13 protein-coding genes are annotated in these 19974 nt (G+C 54.1%); 7 read left to right on the plus strand and 6 right to left on the minus strand.

The features are described from left to right. Positions 1-40: 40 nt before the first annotated feature. The 7 genes from hemW (at position 41) to LX66_RS04010 (ending at position 7755) form a co-directional block, all read left to right on the plus strand. Positions 41-1165 carry a radical SAM family heme chaperone HemW gene (hemW, locus tag LX66_RS03980; protein ID WP_145710593.1) on the plus strand — a complete coding sequence of 375 codons (1125 nt, stop codon included), beginning with the start codon at positions 41-43 and terminating at the stop codon, positions 1163-1165. A 74-nt stretch (positions 1166-1239) separates the two neighbouring features. Then, complete coding sequence (locus LX66_RS03985) at positions 1240-1587, plus strand: type II toxin-antitoxin system RelE/ParE family toxin (RefSeq protein WP_145710594.1); 348 nt, start codon at positions 1240-1242, stop codon at positions 1585-1587. Between the two features lie 6 nt (positions 1588-1593). Beyond that, positions 1594-1923: a helix-turn-helix domain-containing protein gene (locus tag LX66_RS03990; RefSeq protein ID WP_145710595.1), complete on the plus strand. Its 330-nt coding sequence runs from the start codon at positions 1594-1596 to the stop codon at positions 1921-1923. A 254-nt stretch (positions 1924-2177) separates the two neighbouring features. Then, positions 2178-2756: a Crp/Fnr family transcriptional regulator gene (locus LX66_RS03995; RefSeq protein ID WP_145710596.1), complete on the plus strand. Its 579-nt coding sequence runs from the start codon at positions 2178-2180 to the stop codon at positions 2754-2756. A gap of 46 nt (positions 2757-2802) precedes the next feature. Beyond that, positions 2803-3492, plus strand: a complete 690-nt coding sequence (locus tag LX66_RS04000; RefSeq protein ID WP_262713207.1) for an NADPH-dependent F420 reductase — start codon at positions 2803-2805, stop codon at positions 3490-3492. A gap of 49 nt (positions 3493-3541) precedes the next feature. Next, entirely contained in the window at positions 3542-4288 is a 747-nt protein-coding gene (locus LX66_RS04005; RefSeq protein WP_145710598.1) for an SDR family NAD(P)-dependent oxidoreductase, read from the plus strand. 140 nt (positions 4289-4428) lie between these two features. Beyond that, positions 4429-7755 carry a methylmalonyl-CoA mutase family protein gene (locus LX66_RS04010; RefSeq protein WP_145710599.1) on the plus strand — a complete coding sequence of 1109 codons (3327 nt, stop codon included), beginning with the start codon at positions 4429-4431 and terminating at the stop codon, positions 7753-7755. Positions 7756-7757: 2 nt separating this feature from the next. Here LX66_RS04010 and LX66_RS04015 read toward each other — a convergent pair whose 3' ends face one another. The 6 genes from LX66_RS04015 to LX66_RS04040 all read right to left on the minus strand — a co-directional run bounded on the left by LX66_RS04015 (position 7758) and on the right by LX66_RS04040 (position 19930). Next, positions 7758-9086 carry a vanadium-dependent haloperoxidase gene (locus tag LX66_RS04015; RefSeq protein ID WP_145710600.1) on the minus strand — a complete coding sequence of 443 codons (1329 nt, stop codon included), beginning with the start codon at positions 9084-9086 and terminating at the stop codon, positions 7758-7760. An 84-nt stretch (positions 9087-9170) separates the two neighbouring features. After that, positions 9171-12515: a VCBS repeat-containing protein gene (locus tag LX66_RS04020; RefSeq protein ID WP_145710601.1), complete on the minus strand. Its 3345-nt coding sequence runs from the start codon at positions 12513-12515 to the stop codon at positions 9171-9173. Then, positions 12496-14025 (minus strand): RagB/SusD family nutrient uptake outer membrane protein, encoded by a 1530-nt coding sequence (locus tag LX66_RS04025; protein WP_158642527.1) that lies wholly within the window; start codon positions 14023-14025, stop codon positions 12496-12498. The genes LX66_RS04020 and LX66_RS04025 overlap by 20 nt, the downstream gene beginning before the upstream one ends. Before the next feature lie 22 nt (positions 14026-14047). Further along, entirely contained in the window at positions 14048-17044 is a 2997-nt protein-coding gene (locus LX66_RS04030; protein ID WP_145710603.1) for a SusC/RagA family TonB-linked outer membrane protein, read from the minus strand. A gap of 378 nt (positions 17045-17422) precedes the next feature. Further along, a complete protein-coding gene (locus LX66_RS04035; protein ID WP_145710604.1) occupies positions 17423-18133 on the minus strand; it encodes an NUDIX hydrolase in 711 nt (236 codons plus the stop codon). Between the two features lie 138 nt (positions 18134-18271). Continuing rightward, a complete protein-coding gene (locus tag LX66_RS04040) occupies positions 18272-19930 on the minus strand; it encodes an amidohydrolase (protein ID WP_145710605.1) in 1659 nt (552 codons plus the stop codon). Between the last annotated feature and the right edge of the window lie 44 nt (positions 19931-19974).

Genomic DNA, 19974 nt, shown 5'->3' on the forward strand with positions numbered 1-19974 from the left:
ATTTTTATGTTTGCAAATATAATATAAATGTCTGTGGTCCATGGCCGGCATCTACTTACATATCCCGTTCTGCAAGCAGGCATGCTATTACTGCAACTTTCACTTTTCCACTTCCCTGGGACAGCGGGATGCGCTGGTAGCCAGCCTGCTGGAAGAAATGCAGTTACAGCGGCATTACCTGGAGCGGCAGCCGGTGCACACCGTGTACTTTGGCGGCGGCACCCCCAGCCTGCTGCCCGATGCCGACCTGCACCGGCTGATGACAGCCCTGCGCCGGCTATTCAATATCACTCCCGATGCAGAGATCACCCTGGAGGCCAACCCCGATGACCTGCACCCGGAAAAGCTGGCAGCTTTGCACGCGGCCGGCGTGAACCGGCTGAGCATAGGCGTACAGTCCTTTCATGAAACAGACCTGCGCTGGATGAACCGCGCGCATAACAGTGCACAGGCGCTGGCCTGCATACAGGATGCACAGGCGGCCGGCTTCCGCAACCTGAGCATCGATCTTATTTATGGCGGCCCTACCCTGAGCGATGCCGGCTGGGAAGAAAACGTGCGGCAGGCTATTGCCCTGGGCGTACCTCACCTGTCCTGCTATGCACTCACCGTAGAGCCCGGCACGGCACTGGACAGCTTTATCCGCAAACATAAAGTGCCGCCCGTGGACCCCGATAAGGCCGCCCGCCATTTTGAGCTGCTGATGCAGTGGATGGAGGCGGCCGGCTACGAACATTACGAGATCTCCAATTTTGCCCTGCCGGGCTGGTACTCCTGCCACAACAGCAGCTACTGGCAAGGGGCGCATTACCTGGGCCTGGGCCCTTCCGCCCATTCTTTCAACGGGCGCTCCCGCCAGTGGAACGTGTCCAACAACAGCGTATACATTAACGGCATCCGGGAAGGAAAAGTGCCCTTTGAAGCCGAAATATTAACGCCGGCCATGGCGCTGAACGAATACATTATGACCTCCCTGCGCACCGCGGCCGGCTGCAACCTGCAACTGGTGGCAGAACGGTTCGGGGACGAGCCAAGGCGGCAACTGGAAACAGGCAGCCGGGAATTTATACTGTCCGGGAAAATGGAGCGAAAAGAACATTCGTTGGTACTTACCCGTGAGGGGCGGCTGTTTGCGGACGGGATAGCGGCGGAGCTGTTTGTGTGAAGGGGGGATTAACTGCTGACTAACCTGAAGCAGATGGGAAAGTTTCTAAATTTGGAAACTTTCGTTATTTTTGTATGGTTAAACCAAGCAGATATTTCAAAACAATATTTCTTGAAGAAGTAAGGGCATTCTTTAAAGAGCTCGACAGCAGAGCAGTTAAAAAGATACTCTATAATATAGATCTTACGGAACAAACAAACGATCCAAGGCTTCTCAAGAAATTGACCAGTGATATTTGGGAATTCAGGACTAAGTATGGTAATCTTCAATACCGGTTACTGGCATTTTGGGATAAAACAGACAGGACCAATACGCTGGTGGTAGCTACTCACGGCATCATCAAAAAAACAGACAAGATGCCGGGAAAAGAAATCGTGAAAGCGGATGCTATAAGACAGGCCTATTTTACCAGGCAAAAATAACTAGCTATGACAAAGGCAAAAAAATTAAATACCTATTCCCTCGACGAACTCAAAGACGAGTTTATTGGCAAGCGCGGCACCAAAGCAAGAGAGCAATACGAATATGCACTTAATATGGATGTGTTAAGCCGTATGATCAAAAAAGCACGGCGAGAACGCAAGATGACACAGGAGGCATTGGGCAAACTGGCGGGCGTACAAAAGGCCCAGATATCCAAACTTGAAAATAGCGCCAATAGCGCCACTATTGATACCATCGTCAGAATATTCAAAGCGCTGAATGCTGATATCCATTTTAAGGTAAAGGTTGAAAACCGGTACCTGCGGCTGATGTGATCATTCTTGTGATAGAAAGGCTTGTATTTTTAAATGAAGAAATAGTGGAAAAAAACAGATCATACGTGAAATCCTGCAGGTTCTGGACGAATGGCTACCAAGGGCTATAAAAAAACTACTGGACCTTGAAGCTGATCCGGCTAATATACCGAATTGGAGGAAAGTTAAGGAAGAACTGCTAAACAAATAACCGGTGTATCGCGGCAAGTAAATTTTCACTACTTTGCGGTAGCAGCTACGGTGCTGCTTTTTATATGTTTGAAGTTTTCCAACAATACCTGCAGACCAAGGGCGCTTTTACTGTGCAGGAACTGGATATGATCCGGGAGCAGCACTTTATCAAGAAGCTGCGCCGCAGGCAATACCTGCTACAAGAGGGAGATGTATGGAAGCACTATGCCTTTGTGAGCAAAGGTTGCCTGCGCATCTACTATGTGGATGAGAAAGGCGTGGAGCATATTATGAAATTCCTGACAGAAAATTGGTGGGCCGGCGACCGGGAAAGCCTGCTGAACAGCACACCCTCCGAATACTACATTGATGCATTGGAAGATGCTATGCTGGTGATGTTCACCAAAGAAAACTTCGAACGGCTGTGCCGGGAAATACCTACCCTTAACAATATGGTGAACATGCTGGTGCATCGCAGCTATGTGGCGGCCAATCATCGTATTCATGCAGCTATCAGCTTTACCACCGAAGAAAAATACCAGCACTTTATTGAGAAATATCCTGACCTCCTGGGTCGGGTGCCATTGCACATGATCGCCTCCTACATAGGCGTAACACCGGAAACCCTCAGCCGTGTACGAGCCGCCTCCGTCAAGAAATAGACTTAAGCCCCTGTCTTTTTGAAACCTTGACAAATGTCAAGGTTTTTTGCTATCAGTTGTCATTGGAGCAGGGGACCCTTTTGATGCAATTTTACATCGTCAAACAATACATCACCCATTCAATCAACAGACGATGAAAAACATGAAAATAGGCATCATAGGCGCAGGAGCAATCGGCCTGGCCTTTGCGAAGACAGCCGCTACTACAGGACACCAGGTAACCATAAGTAACAGCCGGGGGCCCGCTTCCCTGAAAGCCATTGCAGATGCATTACCGGGTGTAACTGCCGATACCGTCACTGCGGCCGCGCAGGCTGACATCATTATGCTGGCCATACCCTGGAAGCACCTAGACGCCGCCACCGCCGGGCTGCCAGACCTGAGCGGTAAAATAGTGCTGGACCCCACCAATCCCGTGATCATGCCCGGCTTTATCCTGCCGGACCTGGGCGGTAAAACTTCCAGCGAGATAGTAGCAGAAAAAGTACCGGGCGCCAATGTGGTAAAGGTGTTCAATACGCTGCAGCCTTCACTGATCACCACCAACCCACAGCAGCATGGCGGCAGGCGGGTAGTGTTCTACTCCGGCGACAGCAAAAACGCTAAAGCCGTTACCCACCGCCTGCTGGAAAGCATGGGCTTTGCCGGCATAGACCTGGGCGGGCTGGTGCAAGGCGGCCGCATGCAGCATTTCCCCGGTGGGCCGCTAGCAGGGTTGCACCTGGTGCAATATTGAACCACCTTCTTTTAAATAACGAATTCATTCATCATAAAAATTACAGATCATGTCAAACTTAGCAAACAAGGTAGCTTTTGTTACCGGAGGCAGCCGCGGTATTGGTGCGGCCATTGTAAAACGCTTAGCCGCAGATGGCGCACATGTAGCTTTCACCTATGTGAGCGCTACGGATAAGGCCCTGGCCCTTGCCACCACTATAGAAGAAGCAGGCGGCACAGCGCTGCCCATTCAGGCAGACAGCGGCGATGCTGCCGCAATTGCAGCCGCCATTGAAACCGCCGTACAGCGGCTGGGCGGGCTGGATATAATAGTGAATAATGCTGGTGTGTCCGTATTCAGCCCGGTAGATCATGCGGAAGATACGCTGGATGTGGTAGCCCGACTGCACGCGATAAACGTTACCGGCGTAGCGGCAGCCGTGCGCACTGCCAGCAAATACCTGGGAGATGGCGGCCGGGTGATCAACATCGGCTCTTCCTTTGCCGACCGGGTGGCGTTTGCCGGATTTGCCGACTATGCCGCCACCAAGGCGGCCCTGGCTGCATATGCCAGGGGCTGGGCCTGGGACCTGGGTAAAAAGGGTATTACCGTGAACACGATACAACCCGGCCCTACCGATACGGATATGAACCCGGACAATTCTGACTTTGCTACCACTATAAAAGCCGGGCTGGCGCTGGGACGCTATGCCTCACCGGACGAGATTGCAGCCGTGGTGTCTTTTGTGGCCAGCCCCGATGCATCATTCGTGACCGGCGCTACTATAAACGTGGACGGTGGGCAGAATGCCTGAGCCGGTGCCGTTGTAAATTGAGAGAAGCCGCCAGCCATGGCGGTTTTTTGTGCTAAATCCCGCCTTTCTTCCCCGCAGTCACCGCTACAGCGCCTATTTTCGTAAATTGCAACGCATAGCACATTCAAAGGGAAACGGATATGTCTTATACACCACAACATAAAATACGGATCGTAACTGCAGCAGCTTTATTTGACGGACATGACGCCGCTATTAACATTATGCGCCGCATCATGCAGTCCAAAGGCGCGGAAGTGATACACCTGGGACACAACCGCTCCGCAGCGGACATAGTGGATTGCGCCATCCAGGAAGATGCCCAGGGCATTGCCGTTACCTCTTACCAGGGCGGGCATGTAGAGTTCTTTAAATACATGTATGACCTGCTGCAGGAAAAGGGCTGCGGGCATATCAAAATATTCGGCGGCGGGGGCGGCACCATCCTGCCTGCAGAGATCGAGGAGCTGCATGCCTATGGCATTACCCGGCTGTACTCCCCGGACGACGGCCGGCACATGGGGCTGGAAGGCATGATAGAAGATGTGATCAAACAATGCGATTTCCTGACCGTGCCCGTGCTGAACGGGCAACTGCAGCAACTGGCCGGCCGGCAGTACAAAACCATTGCACAGGCCATTACCATTGCGGAAAGTGAGCAACTGGCCGACTGGCAGCCCCAACCGGGGAAACCAAGCGCTGTGCTGGGCATTACCGGCACCGGGGGCGCCGGTAAAAGCAGTGTAACGGATGAGCTGGTGCGACGCTTCCTGCACCGTTTTGAGGACAGGACCATTGCCGTTATTTCCGTAGACCCCTCCAAGAAAAAGACAGGCGGCGCCCTGCTGGGCGACCGCATCCGTATGAACGCTATCCACCATCCACGCGCTTACATGCGCTCCCTGGCCACCCGCGAAAGCGACAAAGCCGTGAGCGAGCATATACAGGAAGCGGTGGACATCTGCAAACAGGCCGGGTTTGATCTCATCATACTGGAAACTTCCGGCATAGGACAGAGCGATACCGCTATCACGGATTACTGCGATGTATCCCTCTATGTAATGACACCGGAATATGGCGCCGCGTCCCAACTGGAAAAGATCAATATGCTGGACTATGCGGATGTGATCGCCATCAACAAATTTGACAAGGCCGGCGCGCTGGACGCCCTGCACGATGTGCGCAAGCAATACAAGCGCAATCACAACCTGTGGACAGCCAAAGATGATGAGCTGCCGGTAGTAGGCACCATCGCTTCCCAGTTCAATGATCATGGCATTAACCAATTGTTTGAAAAGCTGGTGAATGCCATAGCAGGGAAAAAGGATATTCATTTCGGGCCTGCGCTACAGCATGAGCGCCCCAACGATACCACCACCCAATCGCAGATCATTCCGCCGGCCAGGGTGCGTTACCTCTCGGAGATCACTGCAGCCATTCACGATTACGGCCAGTGGGTGAACGAGCAATGCGCCCTTGCCAGCCAGCTATACCAACTGGAAGGCGTGCTGGCCATGAAAGACCTGCAGGCACGCGAAGAATTGAACAATATCAAAACGCACCTGCAGCAGCAGTTGCATCCTGAATGCAGGCAACTGATCAGCGAATGGCCGGCATTACAGGAAAAGTATACTGCGGACCATTATGAATTCCAGGTAAGGAACAAGATCCTCAAACTGCCCCTGTACACCGAGAGCCTTTCGCATTCCCGCATCCCTAAAGTAAGCCTGCCGCAGTACAAGGACTGGGGCGACATCCTGCGCTGGCAACTGACGGAGAATGTACCGGGCGCGTTTCCTTACGCAGCAGGCGTATTTCCGCTGAAGCGGGAAGGCGAGGACCCTACCCGTATGTTTGCCGGGGAAGGCGGCCCGGAAAGGACCAACAAACGCTTTCACTACGTATCCCTGGAGCAGCCGGCCAAACGCCTGAGCACCGCTTTTGACAGCGTAACCCTGTACGGGGAAGACCCGGCACACCGCCCGGATATTTACGGAAAAGTGGGCAACTCCGGCGTAAGCATCGCTACCGTGGATGATGCTAAGAAACTGTACAGCGGCTTCGATCTCTGCGACCCGAAAACATCGGTATCCATGACCATCAACGGCCCGGCGCCCATTATCCTGGCCTTTTTCATGAATGCCGCCATTGACCAGCAGTGCGAAAAGTACATCGCGGAAAACGGGCTGACAGCACAGGTGCAGGCACGCATCAAAGAAAAGTTCAAAGATCATCCGCTGCCACGCTATAATGGCGCGCTGCCCAACGGCAATAACGGGCTGGGGCTGCAATTGCTGGGCATTGCGGGCGATGAGGTGCTGGACCGGGAAGTATATGAAAAAATAAAAGCGCAGGCGTTGAGCACCGTGCGCGGCACCGTACAGGCGGATATCCTGAAAGAAGACCAGGCGCAGAACACCTGCATCTTCTCCACGGAATTTGCACTGAAGCTGATGGGCGATGTGCAGCAGTATTTCATACAGCAGCAGGTGCGCAACTTCTATTCCGTGAGCATTTCCGGTTACCACATTGCGGAAGCAGGCGCCAATCCCATTACCCAACTGGCCTTTACGCTGGCTAACGGTTTTACCTACGTGGAATATTACCTGAGCCGCGGCATGCATATCGATGATTTTGCGCCCAACCTGTCCTTCTTCTTCAGCAACGGCATGGACCCCGAGTATGCCGTAATAGGCCGTGTGGCCCGCCGCATCTGGGCCAAGGCCATTAAATACAAATACAAAGGCAATGATCGTTCCCAGAAGCTGAAATACCACATTCAAACATCCGGCCGCAGCCTGCACGCCCAGGAAATAGATTTTAACGACATCCGCACCACCCTGCAGGCCCTGTATGCCATTTACGACAACTGCAATTCCCTGCACACCAACGCCTACGACGAGGCCATTACCACGCCTACCGAAGAAAGCGTGCGCCGGGCCATGGCCATACAACTGATCATTAACCAGGAACTGGGCACCGCTAAGAATGAGAATCCCACACAGGGCTCCTTCTTCATTGAAACATTGACGGAGCTGGTGGAAGAAGCCGTGCTGGCGGAATTTGATCGCATCACCTCCCGCGGGGGCGTGCTGGGCGCCATGGAAAGAATGTACCAGCGCAACAAAATACAGGAAGAAAGCCTCTACTATGAATCCTTAAAACATGCGGGACAATACCCGATTGTAGGTGTAAACACCTTCCTGAACAAGAACGGCTCCCCTACCATCATCCCGGCAGAAGTGATCCGCTCCACTACGGATGAAAAGGAATTCCAGATCACTTCCCTGCAGGCCTTCCAGGCCAGGCATGCGCTCAAAAGCGGGGATGCGCTCAAACGGCTGCAGCAAACGGCCGTGCAGAACGGCAACCTGTTTGCGGAGCTGATGGAAACGGTGAAGCACTGTTCCCTGGGGCAGATCACGCATGCGCTGTATGAAGTGGGCGGGCAATACCGGAGGAATATGTAAGCTCAGGGCTCCATCTTTAACCGCTTTACCACCATTTCCCCTACCTGCCGTCCCTGGACAATGCCTTCTTCCACCGCCGGGCGGAAGTGGATACCTCCATACAAACGGCTCTCAGCAGCTTCCCGGCTGGCAGCCAGGAAAGAGGGGAAATCGCGGGAAGGCAGGCCAAAATCCAGTTCCGAGCTATCGCGGAAAGCCAGGGAAGGGCCATATAACTGGGTAAGCACGGTAGCAGAGGCGGTAGACACTACACTATGCCCGCTGGTATATTCCGGGAACGGCGGGGTTTGCAGGTAAGGCTTCCAGCTTTCATCCCAGTACTTGTTGATCACCGTTTCCGGGCGTATCAGGTTGCTGCGGAACTTCTCGTCCCAGCAAACAATAAAGGCGTCCATCAATGCAATAGCCACCTTGGCATACGTGCACACAGTCTTGTTGAAATCCGCTTTGGCCTGCCGGGCGGCAATACCGCAGATGTTGATCCAGTGGCCGCCCGGCGTGATCTTCTTGGTAGCAAAGGACACGTGGCCGGACAGGTTCAGCTTGTAGGGATTACAATCCCAGAAATCTGCAATGGCCTTTTGTTCATCCGTCAGCGTCATGCCCATATCATAGATCTCACGGGTCATTTTATAGAAGTCACTGGCGCTGTCCTTCATGTTGAACGCGGGCGGGGGCGGCACCATAAACTCATTGGCGCTGTCTATCACCATGGTGCGGATCTGGTTCCACTGCGGCTCTATGGCGGACATATATGCCGGCGGGGTGGGTGTCCAGCGCCCTTCCTCTTCGGTAACGGTGTATTTTACGCCGGAACGGGTCTGCGCATAGTTATCTTCCTTGCACCAATCCAGGATCACTTTAGCCATCTGCTGCCCGTATGCAATGGATGCTTCCCGCTTGTGAGCGGGCAGGCCAGCCTCCCGGGCCAGCAGTTGCAGGCTGTCTATCACCAGTTGCAGCTTGTCTTCCGAGAAAATAAGCGCTTTACCGGTAGTACTCAGCGCAATCAGCGCAGCAAACGGGAAATCTATGGCCGCGCTGTCTGCGGGAGCGGGGGTGGCGTCCAGGCCATGCAACTGCCCCGCCAGGGAGCGGTATCCTTTACCGGAATGCGCTATCACCTCGTAGCCGGCAATGGTGCTGTATACGTAAATACGGCTGGCTACCGGGGGAGAAAAGATATCGTGCACAACAACATCTGTCAGTTGTTTTACAGTTTGGGAGTACAACAGGGGGCTGTGCAATACTTCATTATTCACAGGGCGCTGCTGCCGGCAGCCCGCTGTGATGAGCAGCAGCGGCAACAGGTAGAGACAATATTTTAACATAACGTGCCAGTTTTTCATCCGTACATCTTCTGTCTTTCTTAGCGGCCGGATGGAACTTACCCTTTAAAATAATGAAAATTTCATTTATGGGCGTTTCTTCCGAAACAATAGCAATTTATCATTATTACGGCTTACTGCATAATATTGTTGCCCGTTAATGGTGCGCAGCACTTTAATATCCCGTACCTCGCCGGTGGGCGTCCACCCGGACCACAAAGGAGGGCGTACCTCCCAGCCTCCTTTACCATTGCCTTTCAGCAGGCAGCCGGCATTGGCATCATACCGCCCCTCATAGGGCAGCACGCCGTAAAAATTCCCGCCGGTAATAATGTCCGTATGGCCATCCATATCCACATCCCCGGCATATAAGGCCATTACCGGCGACCACTGTGCCTGTGCGGGCAATGGAGCCGGTGTGAATGTTCCCTTCCCGTTGTTCCACAGCACCAGGGAACGCAGCTCTGCAGCCTGCAGTAACTGCGCAGTATCCAGTATGCCGCCCAGCACCTGCGTAACGGGCTGCCCGGCAAAGCTGCGGTAAGTGGTATATTTCTTTTTGATGATGGCTGGCAATTGTTTTTCCAGCTCTTCCTTGCCTAAAAAGGTATAATAGGCACCTTTGTGCGCATAGGCCAGCACCTGGTCCGTAGCGCCGTTCCCGTCCATATCGGCCACGTACATCCGCAGGGGGTAGGCGGCGCTGGCCTTCAGCCTGGAATTCAGGCCCCAGTTGCCCAGTATGATCTCCGGCGCGCCGTCGCCGTCCAGATCGGCGGCCAGCATGCTTTGCCACCAACCGGAAAGCCTTTCCAGTCCTGCCTTTTCAGTCATTTCGGTGAACCGGCCCTTTACATTGCGGAATATGCGGGGCGGCATCCACTCCCCGGCCAGCAGCAGGTCCGGCCAGGTATCGCCGTCCACATCGGCCCAGGCAGCGGAAGTGACCATGCCGGCCTTTGCCAGGGCAGGCGCCAGGGCCGCAGTGCTGTCTGTAAAACGTCCCCGGCCATCGTTCACCAGCAACCAGGAGGCGGCCGGCAGCCCGTAGGCCTGCGCATCGGCACGGCCACCTATGAAGAGGTCCATATCTCCGTCCTTATCCAGGTCCGCTGCGCTCACCACGGATTTATTCCCGTACAGGGCAGGCAGGCTGCGCGACCTGTGAAAATTCCCTTTGCCGTCGTTAATGTAAAGCCGGTCCGGCAGTTGCGGCGCCTGGCCGGTAAACTCATTGCCGCCGCTCACCACGTACAGGTCCAGGTCCTGATCATTATCTACATCCACCAGCAGGGCATCCACATCTTCACTGGCGGCATCTGCACGGAACACGGCATCGTCCACCGTTACAAAGCTGCCGTCCGGCTGCTGAAGGTACATTTTACCCGCCTGGCCCCTTGCGCCGCCCACGAAAAGATCATCCAGGCCATCGCCATTAATATCTCCCGCGGCCAGCGGTGGACCAGCGGTGGACAACTGGTGCGGGATGAACAACTGCCGGTTAAAATCCACGAAGCTGTTTTCCCGGTGCGGCTCCTCCAGCCCGGTGCTATCCGTCACCGGCTCAAAAAGCGGGAGCGGCGGGGCGGTAAAAGAACGGTAATGCTCCCCGCTTTTGGCCCGGCCCTGCTCCAGCACCAGCGTTTGATCTGCTTTTACTTTTGTCAGCACCTGGGTAGCGCCGGTGGGCCAGGTTACGGTAACGGTATCGGCTACACTACTTTCACCCAGGCCAAACAGCAGCCCCGGCGCCACGCTGCTCTGGAAGCCCCGGGTGGTTTGCTGGGCGGCGTATTGCAGGCGATTGCCGGTTTTAACCCACACCTTTGCGCCGATGCCGGCCGTATTGGGTGGACTGCCTTTGAATTGCAGCCGCAGGAAGTGATTACCTGTCTGATCAGCCGCGCGGTTGCGGTAAATGGCGGCAGGGGCATTGATGCGGTTCACTACCAGGTCCAGGTCGCCGTCATTATCCAGGTCCGCATAGGCGGCACCGTTGGAGAAATCCGGCTCCTCCAGGCCCCATTCCATGGAGCGGTCCGTAAACACCAGGCTGTCTGTGCCCTGGAAAATATAGTTATGCCATTTGCCGCCGGGCATGCGCTCCAGTATGGCCCGGTCCATGCGGCGGGAGCTGAGCATCATGCGCTGCACTTCCGAATTGGCAATGTATTTAATATAGTCGAGGTCGTTAGGGCGGCGCAGGATGCCGGCGCTGATGAAAATATCCTTCCTGCCATCGTTATCAAAATCAGCCATCAGCGGCGACCAACTCCAGTCCGTGGCGGCTACCCCGCTGTACAGGGCTATCTCGCTGAAGCGGCGGCCTGCGCCGGTATTCAGTTGCAGGCAGTTGCGGGAATACTGGTGATGGTAGCCGAAGCCCATTTTGAAATTATAGATATCCAGGGGATCATCGCCGCCGGAAGATTTCAGCACTGTTTCATCCGGAGGCAGCATATCCAGGGTCATGATGTCCAGCCAGCCGTCGTTATTGATATCGGCAATATCCGATCCCATGGAAAAACGGCTTTCATGGCCAAAGGCCGTGGTGTTCATTTCCGTAAAAGTGCCGTCGCGGTTGTTGTGGTAGTAGTAGTCATTCTCGTGAAAATCGTTGCTGATGTAAAGGTCATCCCATCCATCGTTGTCCAGGTCTGCTACCGCCACGCCCAGCCCGTAGCCTACTGCGCTGCTGTAAATGCCGCTTTGCGGCGTCACATCGGTAAAGCGGTCCCCGTCATTGCGCAGCAACTGGTCCCCGCTTTCGGGGGAAGGAATGCGGCGGATAGCCGTATCGTTGTAGTTGCCCACGCTGTGCACAGAGTGTTTCAGCAGGTACATGTCCAAGTCCCCGTCCCGGTCATAATCAAAGAACGCCGCCTGCGTGCAGAAGCCCTGCCCGTTCAGGCCCCACTGCGCGGCCTGTTCAGAAAAGGTGCCGTTGCGGTTATTGATGAAAAGCTGGTTTACGGAGCGCAGCCCTTTATAGCCGCCTACGGTGCTTACGTAGATATCCAGCCAGCCGTCGCCGTTCACATCCGTCATGGTGGTGCCGGTGGTCCAGCCGGCACGCCCGGCTACGCCGGCTTTGGCGGTAATGTCCTCAAAACGGCAATCGCCCTGGTTCAGGTACAGGCGGTTGCCGCCCTTGTTGGCAGTCAGGTAAATGTCGGGAAGACCGTCGTTGTTGATATCACCGAGAGATACGCCCCCGCCGTTGTAGTAGTAGAGATAGTCCAGTATGCCCAGGGAGTCGGTGTCTTCCACGTGGTTCACAAAATCCACGTTGGTCACTTCAGGAGGCAGTTGTTCAAATAAAGGCGGGGTGGTACGGGAGCAGGCTACCAGTAAAAAAGGCAGCAGGCAGCCTTCCCACCACTTGCGGATGGCGGGAAGGCCTGTCCGTGCTTTATCCTGGATATCCGTCATTCTGATTCAGGTTGCCATTTTTATCCAATTGCGGTTTGGGTATCGGGAATAATACCCGGTAGGGTGCGGAAGCCTGCTTGGCGGGCACCCTGGGGTCCAGGAACTTCCCGAACCGTATCAGGTCTGTTCTGCGGCTCAGCTCCCAGGCCACTTCCCGGCCCCTTTCCGCCAGTATGCTGTCCAGCGTAAGGGTAGCAGGGGTCCAGTTATGATCGCTGTTGCCAAAGGCCCTTTCCCGTACCAGGTTGAAATCGCTCAGCCCCTTGTCGCCGGTGTTGTTCCTGAATTTCGCTTCTCCGCGCATCAGGTAGATATCCGCCAGGCGGAACACGGCAAAATCGTTGTTCATGCCGCCGGTGGTGCCGGGTGTAGGCTGGTACTTCACCGACCTGGCGCCGGCCATCCGGAAAGATGGTTCCGGGCTGGAGATCACCGGTACGTTGGGATCGAATGACAGGGGCAGGTTTACCTGCTTGTCCACCTGTGGATTGCCGCTCCGGTCATACTGCTGTCCTACCAGGAACATGTTGCGCCGCGTGTCCGCCGCGTCAAACATATTGTAGAAAGCGGCGGGGGTGCAAAACCCGTTGTACGGGGAAGCGCCCAGGCCAAACGTTTCATTGCTCTGGTAGTGCAGGGTGAATAGCTGTATGTTAAAGGTGCCGAGCCCTTTGGCATCGTCATAAGGGATCACGAAAATGTTCTCCCGGGAACCTTCGTTCTGCACCAAAAAGTTACTGAAAAAATTGGGTTCCAGTTGATACTTATTGGCCATTATAATGGAATCGCAGGCGGAAATGCAGTCCTGCCAGCGGGCAGTGCCGGTGTACACGCCGGCATTCAGGTACAGTTTGGCCAGTATGGAAAACGCGAAATATTTGTTCACCCGCCCGTAGGTAGCCGCATCTACGTTCTCAGAAAGATAGGGCAGGTTGTCTTTCAGATCCTTTTCAATGAACGCAAACACCTCTGCCCGGGAATTATTGGTCACGGATGATACATCGGTATTGAAATCCGCCACAATGGGAATATTGCCGAAAAGGTCCAGGCCCAGGTAGTAATAGAAAGCACGCAGGGTCTTCAGCTCCGCTTCTATCTCGGGCAGGTTGGCAGGCGGCTCCGGCAGCTCGCTCACCGTTTTCATGATCTGGTTGGTCTTGGCAATGCCGGAATAGATGAATTCCCAGGCGCCGTTAATGGGGCCGAGGTTGGGCGTCCAGGTATGCAGCCAAAGGCTTTGCCAGTTGCCGTTATCATACCAGTCGCTGCCGCGGGTGGGCACTATAATTTCATCGCTGCTTACTTCCTGCAGGCTGAACACGTCGCCGTTCGCATATCCCCGGAGGGAGGCGTAGGCGGGGCCAATGCCTGCTATGATCTGCTCAGGTGTTTTCCAGAAATTATCCTGCTCCACCTGGTCAAAAACATCGGCATCCAGGTTGGTACAGGAGATGCCCCCCAGTATCAGACCGCCGGCCAGCAAAGCTTTCCACACCAATTTATTGTTCATAACAGTTCGTTTAATTTTTAGATCAGAAATTAACATTTACGCCAAACGTAAAGGAGCGCGTTTTCGGGTAGTAGCTCCTGTCTATATAGCGGCGGTCGCCTTCTACTTTCACCTCCGGGTCTATGCCGGGATAATCCGTGATAATGAACAGGTTATTGGCCGCCAGGTACAGCCTTAAAGACTGTATGTATTTCAGGCTGCCGGGCTTGAAGTTGTAGCCGAACGTCAGGTTCTCCATACGCAGGTAGGACGCATCTTTCAGCCAGTAGGTGGAAGGCTGCGGCTGCGCCGTGAAGCCGTTGGTCAGCGCGCTTTTCTCCACGTTGTTGCCAGGCAGGCGGGTAACCGTGGAAAGGTTCAGCAGCGTATTGGCGAATATTTTGGCGCCCTGTACGCCTCTTATGAAGAAGCTGAGGTCAAAATTGCCATAGGTGAAAGAGTTGGTAAACCCGTAAGTAAATTTCGGTGTAGGATCTATATACACGCGGTCCGCATCTGTTGCGGAATCGGAGCGGATGAGGCCTACGCGCTGTCCTTTGTCGTCGTAATGCGCATAATACTCATGACCGTCCCGCAGCTCTACGAATTCGTGCAGCCAGAACACGCCGGCCGGGTGACCGTTCACCAGGCGGGTAATGTAAGCGTTGCTGAGGCCACGGCCGTCGGCATAACCATAGTTACGGGCCGTAATGCTCAGGTCTGCCCCCTGGAACTTGCCGGACAGGTTGGTGATCTTGTTACGCAAGGTGCCCAGGTTGAAGGCGGCGTTCCAGGTGAACTTGCTGTTCCGGATCACATCGCCGTTGAGCGTGATCTCAATCCCCTTGTTCTCCGCATCGGCAGCGTTGGCCACCACGCGGTTGGTGAGGAAAGGCGGTTGCGGCAGGTCGTAGTTAAACAGCAGGTCCTTGGTCTTGTCATTGAAATAATCCACGGTACCGTTCAGGCGGCTGTTGAACAGGCTAAAGTCCATGCCTATGTTGAACGAGTGCCTTACCTCCCACTTCAGGTCGGGGTTATTAAGCTGGTTAATGCCGTATCCCTGCAGCACCTCGCCGCCGTAATAGAACTTATCGGAAGCACCGTATAGCAGTTGGTAGGGATAGGGATCAATATCCTCCTGGTTACCGGTGGTACCGTAGGTGACCCTGAGCTTCAGGTAATTGACCACGGCCAGCTTCTTGAAGAATTCCTCGCTGCTGATGGTCCAGGCCAGGCCGGCGGAGGGAAAATTACCCCAGCGGTTGTTGGGACCAAACTTGGAAGAGCCGTCCCTCCTGTAGTTCAGCGTAACGCTGTACCTGTTATCGAAGCTGTACACCAGGCGGCCCAGGAAGGAGGCCAGCAATACTTCATCTTTATAGGAGAAGGGATCATTATTGCGTATATCCGTATTGGTGCCCAGGTTGTTGGTCAGTATGTCGGGAATAAGAAAACCGCGGGCCAGCACCCCGAAACCATCGTTGACGAATCGGTTGTACTCATGCACAAAAGTGAAATCCACGCTATGCTTGTCGCCGCCAAAGGTTTTCTTGTAGTTCAGGTGCATGTCAAAGTTGGTCACCTGCTTATTATAGTTATAGCGTGCGCCAAAAGTTTTATTGTTCTTTTCCGGCACCCGGGGCTCAAAATAATCGCCCACGTCGTTCGAGCGGGAAATGGCCCCGAAAACGCCTACGGTCAGCCCTTTTACCAGTTCGTAGTCCGCTTTGGCATGGCCCTGCCAGAAGTTGTCCTTCCTGCGGTTGTGGATCTCCAAAAGGTCAAACAGCGGGTTCTCCAGGTCAAAGTCTATCACCTGGTAATACGTTCCGTCCGGGTTATACACCGGCCATACGGGCAGGTAGTTAAAGGCCAGGTTAAAGATATTGCTTTGCCCTACGGTTTTGGCCTTGGGGTCCAGGTTCTGGCCAGGCAGGAACTTCCGGTTGGTCACCGTGGTATTGATACCGGCCGTAACGGTCAGCCGGTCGTTAAAGCTCTTCTGCTGTATATTGAGGCGGGCGGAGAGCATATCCTTGCCGGAGTTCAGCACTACGCCTTCCTGGTCCAGGTAGCTGAGAGAGGCGCGGTAATTGAACTTGTCTGTACCGCCGCCCACGGCTACGTTATGGTTGTGGGAGAAAGCGGTCTGCGTGATCTCGTCGGGCCAGTCAGTGTTGGCCCCCTTATCCAGGGCAGCGGCCGTGGCATTGCCGGCAGTAGCGGCCCGCCATTCATCGGCGCTCAGCACATCGATATTGTTGGCCACTGATTCAGTAGATACGTAACCGTTATACTCCACCGTGGTTTTGCCGGCCTTCCCCTTTTTGGTAGTGATGATGATAACGCCATTGGCGCCGCGCGCACCATAAATGGCGGCGGAAGACGCATCACGGAGGATATCGTAGGATTCGATATCCCCGGGCGCAATAGCATTGATACCGCGGTTAAAATCATCAATGGCCACCCCGTCCACCACCAGCAAGGGGGGCTGCCCTTCCAGGGAGGTAGAGCCCCTGAGCCTTACGGTCAGGTTCTCATTCGGGTCGCTGCCGGGCTGCACGATCACCAGGCCGGCCACTTTGCCCTGCACCTGCTGCAGGGGGTTGGAAATAACACCGGTGTTAAACTCCTTGGTAGTGACCTTGGTGACAGCGCCGGTAATGTCCTTTTTCTTCTGCGTACCATAACCTACTACCACCACTTCGTCCAGGGCCTTCCCGTTCTGAAGAGTGATAGTGTAAGTGGCTTTGCCCTCCTCCAGCGTTACTTCCTTTGTTTCATACCCTACAAAGGAGAACACCAGCGTTTTAGCGGAAGCCGGCACATTGTTGAGCTTAAAAGTACCGTCGGCAGTAGTAATGGTACCGGTGCTGGTACCCTTGATCTGGACGGTTACCCCGGGCAGGGGATCCTGGTTATCAGCATCTGTTACCGTTCCGGAAATTACTTTCCCCTGCGCAAATACGATCTGTGCAAGGGAAAGTAAGGCAACAAGACACCAGGCAAAATTGCGTAGTAGACTGCTAGTTTTCATGACGTGGAATTATATAATTAGCTTAGTATGCTGGTCTTAAATGGCTGTTCATCCGCGCACGGGTTACTTCACTACATTACAGTATGACGGATCAATACAACCGGAGACTATACGTTTTCAAATAAGACGAAAAAGTTTGCTTTCGAATAACAGCAAGAAAAAGATTTCAGAATTTTGGTTTTAGTTTAAACTTTGGCTTTCACCCGCGAAAAACTGCTCAGACCCAGCTTTCAACGGCAACAACACGTGGATGTGTATTTTCTACGCAATCTTAACTTAAATTTTTGTTAAAAAAAAATTTGAACGCGGTTTTTTTTAAGTGTACCTGTTACGCTTGTGCATAAACAGGCGCCCATGGCGCGGCTGCGCCGCATGAGATCAGAAACCTATACCCAGGTACCTTTTCTTTCGCTGGTCATACTTCTCAAAATTGAACTTGTACAGGCGCGCAGGACGGTGGGGCACATCATCCTCTTCTTCATTCAGGTCTACGAGGAGGTCCATGGAAAGGAATTTTTTGCGGAAGTTGCGGCGGTCCAGCTTTACATCCAGGATGGCTTCATAGAGGTTCTGCAGCTCGCGCAGGGAGAATTTCCTGGGCAGCAGGTTAAAGCCCACCGGCTGCTCAATCACCTTATGCTTCAGGCGCTCGTAGCAGCAATCCAGTATCTCTTTATGGTCAAAAGCCATTTCATGTACCGCCTTCACGGGATGCCAGTGCAGCTCGTTCCCGTGCTTCTTCAGTGCGGCGTGCTGAATGTTCACCAGGGAGTAATAGGCCACCGTGATCACCCTGCCGGCAGGATGCCGGTGCACGCCGCCAAAGGTTTGCACCTGTTCCATAAACACTTGATCGAGGCCGGTGCGGGATTTCAGCACGCGGTCGGCAGCAGCGTCCAGCTCCTCGCCGGGGCGCACAATATCTCCCAGCAGGGACCACATGTCTTTATATTCTTTAAGGTCGGACTTTATCAGCAGCACTTTCAGCTCGTCGTTATCAAATCCGAATATCACACAGTCTACTGAAACCGCCATTTTAAAGTAGTCCCTGATCTCGGTCAGGTGGGCATTGACATTCTTTGATTGCATAGCTATAGCTAAATATAAACGTGGAATTATTTTTATTTACAGTGGTTGTTGTATCAGTGCTCAGGGTATCCGGCCAAAATATAAACGATAACAAAAAGTTAGGATTTTTTCTGTAAAAACAACATGGCTATAGCTGATTTATTTTGCAGCGTTAGCATCATACATCTTTTCCCCACCGCTAAAAGTGGCCAGGGTACGGGCTTTCAGCACCTGCTGCATGGGCGCTTCCATCAGGTCCTGGTCCAGCATTACCATATCCGCCAGCTTACCAGGCTCCAGGCTGCCGCGGCTTTCCTCTTCCATACAGCCCCTGGCCGCCCAGATGGTCATACCCTGCAGGGCCTGTTGCCGGGTCAGCGCCTGCTCCACCTGGAAGCCGCCTGCAGGGTAGCCGCTGGTATCCGTGCGGGCTACCGCCGCCAGGAAAGTTTTGAGCGGGCTGATATCTTCCACCGGGAAGTCAGTGCCCAGCGGCAACCAGCCATTCTGCTCCAGCAACTGCTGGTAAATATAGGCGTGTTGAATGCGCTCCGGCCCCAGGCGGTCGCCGGCCCAGTACATATCGGATGTGGCATGCGTGGGTTGTACAGAAGGGATAATGCTGTAGCGGCCAAACATGGCTACATCTGCTGGATTTACTACCTGCGCATGCTCTATGCGCCAGCGCCGGTCGTTCTTATCCTTTAATACGCCGGCGTATATACGCAGTACCTGCCGGTTGGCGGAGTCTCCAATGGCGTGCGTACAAAGCTGGAACCTGGTATCGATCAACTGTGCCGCCCTTTGGGCGAAATGGCTGCTGTCACGCAGCAGGAAACCTTTCCAGCCCGGCATGTCTGCATAGTCCTGCAGCAGGCAGGCGCCACGGGAGCCCAGCGCACCATCTGCATAACACTTGAAGCCGGCCACGTTTATGTAATCGGTCCGGTACGGGCCTTTGGGCAGGAAATAATCATAGTTCAGCGTTGTATCGGACAGCAGCACATACAGGCGCATTTTCAATTGCTGCTGTTGCTGCAGGGAGTCAATGAACAGCACTTCATCTTTCATCAGGCCACAATCCGCAACCGTGGTAAGTCCTGCAGCAAAGCAACTGGCGGCCGCGCTTTGCAGGGCCTTTTGTAACAGCGCCGGGGAAGGAGGCGGTACTTTACTTTGCACCAGCCGCACGGCATTGTCTACCAGTATGCCGGTAAGCCGGCCGTTCTTTACTTCTACCAGGCCGCCGGTAAGGGTTTGCCCGGGTTGTATACCAGCGGCTGCCAGCGCGGGCGCGTTGGCAATGGCTGCATGTCCGTCTATCCGGCCCAGCAGTATGGGATTCTTCGGGAAAAGGCTGTCCAGTTGCGCCCTGTCAGGAAAATTTTTCTCCGGCCAGTCGTTCTGGTCCCAGCCCCGGCCCAGTACCCAGCCGGCATTCTCCGACAAGGCAGGGTTAGCGGCGATGAATGCCTGTACCCTTTCAATCACTTCCTGCCAGCTACGGGTGCCGGTAAGGTTTACCTGCAGCAGGCTCATGCCGTAACCCAGGAAATGGGCATGCGCGTCAATGAAACCGGGGTAGATAAATTTACCGCCGGCATCCAGCACTTCCGGCGCCTCGTATGCGGCTAATATTTCCTCGTCGCTGCCCAGCGCCGCAATCCTGCCGTCGCGCACCGCTACCGCCTGCGCCCGGCTGAACTGTTCATCTACCGTATAAATAACCGCATGATGAATAATGAGGTCCGCCTTTTTACGGGTATTGCAGCCCAGGCAAAGAAGTACTAAACAATAAACAGGTAGGCGTAGTTGCATAAGGGATGTTTAAAAACCTGACAGGTCTATAAAAGCTATAGCTT

It is taken from the genome of Chitinophaga japonensis (assembly GCF_007830125.1).
Classification (GTDB): domain Bacteria; phylum Bacteroidota; class Bacteroidia; order Chitinophagales; family Chitinophagaceae; genus Chitinophaga; species Chitinophaga japonensis.

What these genes read in the sequence shown, in the direction of transcription:
- hemW (WP_145710593.1), top strand. Translation starts at nt 41, where the DNA reads ATGGCCGGCATCTACTTACATATCCCGTTCTGCAAGCAGGCATGCTAT.
- LX66_RS03985 (WP_145710594.1), top strand. Translation starts at nt 1,240, where the DNA reads ATGGTTAAACCAAGCAGATATTTCAAAACAATATTTCTTGAAGAAGTA.
- LX66_RS03990 (WP_145710595.1), top strand. Translation starts at nt 1,594, where the DNA reads ATGACAAAGGCAAAAAAATTAAATACCTATTCCCTCGACGAACTCAAA.
- LX66_RS03995 (WP_145710596.1), top strand. Translation starts at nt 2,178, where the DNA reads ATGTTTGAAGTTTTCCAACAATACCTGCAGACCAAGGGCGCTTTTACT.
- LX66_RS04005 (WP_145710598.1), top strand. Translation starts at nt 3,542, where the DNA reads ATGTCAAACTTAGCAAACAAGGTAGCTTTTGTTACCGGAGGCAGCCGC.
- LX66_RS04010 (WP_145710599.1), top strand. Translation starts at nt 4,429, where the DNA reads ATGTCTTATACACCACAACATAAAATACGGATCGTAACTGCAGCAGCT.
- LX66_RS04015 (WP_145710600.1), bottom strand. Translation starts at nt 9,086, where the DNA reads ATGTTAAAATATTGTCTCTACCTGTTGCCGCTGCTGCTCATCACAGCG.
- LX66_RS04020 (WP_145710601.1), bottom strand. Translation starts at nt 12,515, where the DNA reads ATGACGGATATCCAGGATAAAGCACGGACAGGCCTTCCCGCCATCCGC.
- LX66_RS04025 (WP_158642527.1), bottom strand. Translation starts at nt 14,025, where the DNA reads ATGAACAATAAATTGGTGTGGAAAGCTTTGCTGGCCGGCGGTCTGATA.
- LX66_RS04030 (WP_145710603.1), bottom strand. Translation starts at nt 17,044, where the DNA reads ATGAAAACTAGCAGTCTACTACGCAATTTTGCCTGGTGTCTTGTTGCC.
- LX66_RS04035 (WP_145710604.1), bottom strand. Translation starts at nt 18,133, where the DNA reads ATGCAATCAAAGAATGTCAATGCCCACCTGACCGAGATCAGGGACTAC.
- LX66_RS04040 (WP_145710605.1), bottom strand. Translation starts at nt 19,930, where the DNA reads ATGCAACTACGCCTACCTGTTTATTGTTTAGTACTTCTTTGCCTGGGC.